Annotated in this window: 6 protein-coding genes; 1 reads left to right on the top strand and 5 read right to left on the bottom strand. The window is 71.0% G+C overall.

Annotated features, from left to right (window positions below; translation table 11 throughout):
• Positions 1 to 57: 57 nt before the first annotated feature.
• From ACY34M_RS20710 to ACY34M_RS20690, 5 genes are all read right to left on the bottom strand, one after another.
• Positions 58 to 672 (bottom strand): hypothetical protein, encoded by a 615-nt coding sequence (locus ACY34M_RS20710; RefSeq protein WP_462722183.1) that lies wholly within the window; start codon positions 670 to 672, stop codon positions 58 to 60.
• A 222-nt stretch (positions 673 to 894) separates the two neighbouring features.
• A complete protein-coding gene (gene secD, locus ACY34M_RS20705) occupies positions 895 to 3,081 on the bottom strand; it encodes a protein translocase subunit SecD (protein ID WP_462722349.1) in 2,187 nt (728 codons plus the stop codon).
• A gap of 221 nt (positions 3,082 to 3,302) precedes the next feature.
• The gene (locus ACY34M_RS20700) at positions 3,303 to 3,830 is read right to left on the bottom strand and encodes a hypothetical protein (protein WP_462722184.1); all 528 of its coding nucleotides are present in this window, start codon (positions 3,828 to 3,830) and stop codon (positions 3,303 to 3,305) included.
• A 105-nt stretch (positions 3,831 to 3,935) separates the two neighbouring features.
• Positions 3,936 to 4,610: a response regulator gene (locus ACY34M_RS20695; RefSeq protein ID WP_462722350.1), complete on the bottom strand. Its 675-nt coding sequence runs from the start codon at positions 4,608 to 4,610 to the stop codon at positions 3,936 to 3,938.
• A 2-nt stretch (positions 4,611 to 4,612) separates the two neighbouring features.
• The gene (locus ACY34M_RS20690) at positions 4,613 to 5,584 is read right to left on the bottom strand and encodes a HAMP domain-containing sensor histidine kinase (RefSeq protein WP_462722185.1); all 972 of its coding nucleotides are present in this window, start codon (positions 5,582 to 5,584) and stop codon (positions 4,613 to 4,615) included.
• Between the two features lie 383 nt (positions 5,585 to 5,967).
• Between ACY34M_RS20690 and ACY34M_RS20685 the strand changes: the two genes are divergently transcribed.
• On the top strand, positions 5,968 to 6,294 hold the full coding sequence (locus tag ACY34M_RS20685) for a TraR/DksA family transcriptional regulator (protein ID WP_462722186.1): 327 nt from the start codon (positions 5,968 to 5,970) through the stop codon (positions 6,292 to 6,294).
• The last annotated feature ends 34 nt before the right edge of the window (positions 6,295 to 6,328 follow it).

Here is a 6,328-nt window from a genome sequence, read left to right as displayed (position 1 = left end):
ACCCACCCCACACCACCCCCGGACGCCGAAGCTCCGGGGGTGGGACGGGGCGGGTCGTCAGCGCAGGTGGACGGCTCCGGTGTGGGCGTTCAGCGTGTAGTGGTGTCCGTGGGCGCGGGCCGTTGTGTGGCCGGCGTCCAGGGCGGCGATGCGCACGCCGTGCCGGGTGATCCAGGCCTGGTAGGTGCCGTTCGGCAGTTTGGTGACATGGGCGATGTCGCCGCCCCCGAGCCGCACGTCGTGGGTCTTGCCGGTCCGGCTCGTGTGGTGCTGCTTCTTGTGATGCTTGTCCTGGTGCTGCGGCACGTTCTGCTCGCTGTGCCAGCCGCCGGGGTGCGTCACTCCGACGAAGCCGTTCGCCTGGTTGAGCGCGTAGGTGTAGCCGTGCACGCGCTGGGACTTGTGCGTGGAGTCGAGTGCCGCGATCCGCACGCCCTTGTGCGTGATCCAGGCCTGGTAGGTGTGGTTCGGCAGCTTGGTGACGTGTGCGGTGCTGCCGTCGCTGAGCGGGAGCGTCTGGGTCTGGGTGCGGTGCGCCGTGGTGTGCTGGGCGGTGGCCACGGACCCGGTGGACGCCGGAGCGGCCTCGGCGGTGGCAGCGACGGCGGTCACGGCACCGAGGCCGAGAACGGCGGATGCCAGAGACGTGCGGAGAATACGAGAGGTCTGCATGCGCCGGCCCCTTTCCATGAGTCGAACGAGTCGAACGAATTGAGTGAGTCGAACGCGTCGTGGTGACCGCGTACTCATGAAGCTAGGCGGCGCACATCAAGGCATTCCGCATGGAACATCACAGACGTATGACAGCGCCTCGAAAGTGCGGAGATGGGGAGTAACTACCCTGATGCGGCAGGACCTTCGGCCCCGGACCGGAGTCCCGCCCGGCGGCGGGCTTCACCGGCTCCTGGCGGTGCGGCGGAATTCGAGGGTCAGCGGGCAGGCGGTGAAGATCGACGAGTACGTGCCGACCGCCACGCCGATCAGCAGCGCCAGGGCGAAATCGGTGAGCGAGTCGTCCGCGAGGACGGCCAGCGAGGCGAGGATGAACACCGCACCCATGCCGGTGTTGACCGTACGGGGCAGGGTCTGCAGGACCGCGTCGTTGGTCAGCCTGCCCAGGGGCGCCCCCGGTGTCCGGCCCAGCAGCTCACGGACGCGGTCGAAGAGGACGACCGAGTCGTTCACCGAGTAGCCGATCACCGTCAGCAGCGCCGCCAGGAACACCCCGTCGACCGGCTTGCCCAGCCAGGCGAACACCCCCACCAGGACGACCACGTCGTGAACCAGCGCCGTGACCGCGGCCGCCGCGTAGCGCAGACGGAACCGGACCGCGAGGTAGAGGAGTTGGGCGGCCAGGGCAAGACCGAGGGCGATCAGGGCGCCCCGGCGCAGTTCCTCGCCCAGACTCGGGCCGATCCGCTCGTCCCGCACCTTCTCGGCCCCGCCGCCCAGACCCGCGATCGTGTCGGTGACGGCCTCGCTCTGGGTGTCCGTGAGGTCCTGGGTGCGCACTGTCAGGTCGCCGTCGCCGGAGGACTGCACCACCGCACGCGGAATGCCCTCCTGAGCCAGCGCCGTACGGGCCCGGTCGGGGTCGACCGGGGAGGTGGTGGCGTACTCGACGAGCCGGCCGCCGGTGAACTCGATGCCCACGTTCACACCGCGCAGCAGGACGCCGGAGCCCGCCACCACCACGACGAGCAGACAGGCCGCCAGCCAGCGGCGCGGATGACGCAGCAGGAACGGATTGCGGCGCAGCAGCGCGTCACGGACCCGGCCGGTCGCCGCGATGCCGGTCAGCCGTGGGCGGCGGCGGACCGCCGGGCGGTTCACCGCGAACTCGGCGAGCACCCGAGTGATCACGAGGGCGCTGACCATGGAGGCCAGCACGCCGATCCCGAGGGTGACGCCGAAGCCCTTGACCGGGCCGGACGCCAGGAAGAACAGCAGGGCGGCTGCGATCAGCGTGGTGATGTTGGAATCGGCGATCGCGCTGAACGCGCCGCGGAAACCCGCGCTCAGCGCCGACCGTGTGCTCGTGCTCGCACGGGTGCGGGCGGCACGCTCCTCCCGCGCCCGTTCGAAGGTGAGGACGTTCGCATCCACCGCCATGCCGATCGCCAGGACGAAACCCGCCAGGCCGGGCAGGGTGAGGGTCGCGCCGAGCGCGGCCAGCGCCGCGTAGGAGATCAGGCCGTAACAGAGCAGCGCCACCGTCGCCAGCGCCCCCATCAGCCGGTAGACCACCGTCATGAACAGCGCCGTCAGCGCGGTGCCCACGATCGCGGCTCGGGCGCCTGCCTCGACGGCTTCCTCACCCAGGGTGGCGCCGACGGTGCGCTGCTCGACCGTCTCGACCGGGACGGGCAGGGCACCGCCCGTGACGAGCAGCGCCAGTTCGCGGGCCTCGGCGTCGTCGAAGGAGCCGGTGATCTGCGTGGAACCGCCAGAGATGCCGGTCCTGCAGGCCACCGAGGGGTCGACCTGCGGCGATGAAATGATCTTGTCGTCGAGGACGATGGCGACCCGGCGCCGGGCATCCCCCGGCTGCTCGCAGGCCGCCCGGCCCGTCACCTGCTGCCACCGGCCGGCGCCGGCGTCCTCGAAATCGACCCCGACGTGCCAGCCCGCACCGTTCTCCTGGTCGAAGCGGGCGTCGGCGCCCTTGACGTCCTGCCCGGTCAGCATGGCCGCCCCCAGGCGCAGGAGCCGGCCCGACTCGTCCGGCAGGGTCCGCTCACCGCTGCTGCCGCTGCCGCTACCGGAAGGCTCCTGGGATCCTCCGCCGCCGGTGCCCTCGGCCTCGCCGAGCACCGGGTGGACGGTCAGCTGCGCGGTGCGGCCCAGCACGTCGGCGGCCTTCTTCGGGTCCTGTACGCCCGGCAGTTCGACGACGATCCGTTTCTCACCGGAACGGACGATGCTCGGTTCGGCGACGCCGAGGGCGTCGATGCGGCCGCGCAGCACCTCCACGGTCCGGTCCGTGGCCTCACGGTCGGCCACGGCGGAGTCGGTGGACCGGGTTTCCAGCACGATCTGGGTGCCGCCGCGGAGGTCGAGTCCGAGACGGACCGGCACCATCAGCGCGATGGCCACGGACGCGGCCAGCACGGCGAGCGCCACGAACGCGCGGACGGTCAGGGCACGCGAACGCCCGCGTGGGCGCGCACCGGAACGAGAACGGGGACGAGGACGGGGTTTCGCTGAAAAGCGGGTCAAAACGGGCCTCCGGCAGGCACGCCGCAGCGGCGGCCGAACGCGGCCGCGGCGCAAGAAGAAGGAAAGTGGTGCGGGTCGGGGTGTCAGATGCCGGAGGAGACGGGAGGAGCCCGGTTGCCGTCGTGGCCCGGACGGCCCGGAGAGACCGGCACCGGGCCGGGGACGACCGGGCTCCGTACGAAGAACGCCGCGGCGGGCCCCGCGCCGGGGACGGTGACGGCCCCCAGCCGGTCCGGGACCGCCGGACGCTCGGGCAGAAGATCGTGCCGGGCCCGCAGCTGCGCCGCACAGGCCGAGCAGCCGTCGTCCACGTGCGCGGCGAACTCCGGCGAACCGACGACCGCTGAGGTGACCTCGACAGCCGTGGCGGCACCGGGAGTCGGACGCAGGTCGAGAAGCGCAGGCGGCGCGGTGCTTTCCCCTACACCGGCGGGCGCGGCACCAGGATCCGTACCCGTCGGAGCAGCCGCCCCGAGGGACGTACCGCTCCCAAGGTGCCCGTCCGACGCGGGCGCCGCCGGGAGCAGGGGCAGCAGGACGGCCAGCAGCACGGTGAGCAGCATCGCGAACCGGCCCCGGACGGTGGGGGCGGTGCCGTTTGCGAGGTGCATGCGCTGCCCCCCCCCTTCCTGGTGTGCGCTGTGTGACGGGAACTCAGACGACGGCGACGGCGACGGCGGCCGCGGTGGCTGTGGCTGTGGCTGTGGCTGTGGCCGTCAGGGCTCGACGAGTCCCGCCCGGATCGCGTACCGGGTCAGCTCCAGACGGTCGTGCAGGCCCAGCTTTTGCAGCAGATTCGCCCGATGCCGGTGCACCGTCTTGACACTGATGAACAACAGCTCCGCGATCGCCTTCGAGGAATGCCCCTCGGCCACCAGCTTCAGGACTTCCTCCTCGCGCGGCGTCAGAAGATCACCCGAGGTCTCCTCGCCGTGCCGGACCCGGTCCAGGTAGTTGCGGATCAGCGCCGTCACCGCTCCGGGATACAAGAACGGCTCGTCCCGCACCGCCGCCCGGCACGCCGCCACCAGATCCCGGTCGGCGACCGACTTCAGGACATACCCGCAGGCCCCTGCCTTCAGTGCCTGGAAGAGGTACTGCTCGTTGTCGTGCATCGTCAGCATCAGAATGCGGATCCCCGGATGCCGCGCGGCCAGTTCACGCGCCGCCTGCAGGCCCGTCAGACGGGGCATCGAGATGTCCAGCACCGCAAGATCCACCTCTTGGGCCCGCGCCATCTCGATCGCCTCCGCTCCGTCTCCCGCCTCGGCGACCACTTCCAGATCCGGCTCCCGGTCCAGGATCAAACGCACCCCACGGCGGACCAACACATGATCGTCGGCGAGCAGAATCCGAATCGGCGATGCCTCGGACACCTCGGACATGTGCATGGTCACAGCTGCTTCCTGGGGAGACTGGAGAGACTGGGGAGAGGGGCGGTAAGGCGAACACAGGTACCCGTACCGGGCGTCGACGTGATGTCGAGGGCGGCGCCGATCAGCAGGGCCCGTTCGCGCATGCCCCGGATACCGGCGCCCTCGCATGCCGTCTCGATGCCACGGCCGTCGTCGGTGATGGTGAGTGTCACCGCGTCACCGGTGTCCTCCAGGGCCACTTCGAGACGCTCGGCGTCCGCGTGGCGGGCGGCATTGGTCAGGCTCTCCTGAGCCACCCGGTACAGGACCAGCTCCTTCTCGTCGTCCAGGGCGGGCAGATCCGCGTCGAACCGGCGTACCACCCGCAGCCCCGTATGCGTAGAGAAGTCGTTCGTGAGCGAGGACAGGGCACTGACCAGACCGAGGTCGTCCAGGACACCGGGACGCAGCCGCCGTACGAGCCGTCGGACCTCGTCCAGGCTCTCCCGGGTGATCTCCTGCGCCTGGTGCAGTTCCTCGCGCAGCGGCCCGTCCGCCTCGTCCGCGGCCCGCCCCAACACCAGCAGGATCGCGGTCATGCTCTGTCCGACCTCGTCGTGCAACTCCTGCGCGATCCGGCGCCGTTCCGCCTCCTGGGCGAGCAGGACGCGGGCGCTGCTCGTGGCCCGCTCCCTCTCCAGCCGCTCCAGCATCGCGTTGAAGCCGCGGATCAGTTCGGGGACCTCACCGCTGCCCGTCGCCGGGAGCCGCTGACCGGGACGCAGCAGATCGACGGTCGCCATCAGGGCGGTCAGACGGGCCAGCGGTGCCAGTCCCCAGCGCAGCAGCGTGCCGTTGGTGATCAGCATGACGCCCATGCCGACCACCAGGACGACGGCCTCGGTCAGCAGGATGGGCACGGAGACGGTCACCGGGGCCCACAGCAGCAGAGCTGTGGCCAGCCCCAGCACCACCGTGTTGAGCCCGAAGATCCGCCAGAACAGGGACACCGGGGGACGCCTCCTTCAGCGACGTGTCGACCGAGTACGGCTCTACTGTCGGTCATCGCGCGCCCTCGGTGGGAACTGCGGTCCTGGTGAGCGACCGAGCATCCGGACAGCTTGCCCCATCCGGGCTCGACGGGGCGATGGGGCCCGGGCCCCACATTCCGTGGTGCGGCCTACCCATACGCCCCGCGCCCACCGTCGGAGCCCCGGCGGGTGACCGAACTCTCACGCCATGGCGCGTGGATGGACCCCGTGTCCCCGGGAAATGGGGCACGCGCCCGATGGGTTTGTCGCGGCGGCCCGGCCAGGGTGGACGGTGAACGGGCCCCGACGGCCCGGCACTCGGCATACCCGCACTTCTCCACCTTCGAAGGGACCCGGTCACCGTGTCGCTCGACGTCTCCCGCACCGAACCCCGCCCCGATCGGCCCGCCGCTCACGAAGCCCGCCGGCGCCTCGAACACGCCCGCACCACCAGCCTCACCCAACTGAACGCCCTCACCGAGGACGGCCACACGCACGAGCACCTGATGTCCACGCAGAGGACCGCGATCGAGCAGACGCTCCAGGACATCGACGCCGCCTTCGCCCGGATCGCGGACGGCAGCTACGGCACCTGCCAGAGCTGCAACACCGCCGTCCCCGAAGAACGCCTCGAAATCCTCCCCTACACGCGGTACTGCGTCGCCTGCCGACGCCGCACCGCCCCCTGACCCGCCGCGTCACTCCCGTCCCTTCGTTCCTGTC

It is taken from the genome of Streptomyces sp. EDA2-14 (genome assembly GCF_054963755.1).
Note: the sequence above shows the minus strand (reverse complement) of the source record. Positions and strands in the feature narration are given on the sequence as shown.

Excerpts from the sequence above, each read along its gene's own strand:
- ACY34M_RS20710 (WP_462722183.1), bottom strand. The coding sequence starts at position 672 with ATGCAGACCTCTCGTATTCTCCGCACGTCTCTGGCATCCGCCGTTCTC.
- secD (WP_462722349.1), bottom strand. The coding sequence starts at position 3,081 with ATGGTGCCGGTCCGTCTCGGACTCGACCTCCGCGGCGGCACCCAGATC.
- ACY34M_RS20700 (WP_462722184.1), bottom strand. The coding sequence starts at position 3,830 with ATGCACCTCGCAAACGGCACCGCCCCCACCGTCCGGGGCCGGTTCGCG.
- ACY34M_RS20695 (WP_462722350.1), bottom strand. The coding sequence starts at position 4,610 with ATGCACATGTCCGAGGTGTCCGAGGCATCGCCGATTCGGATTCTGCTC.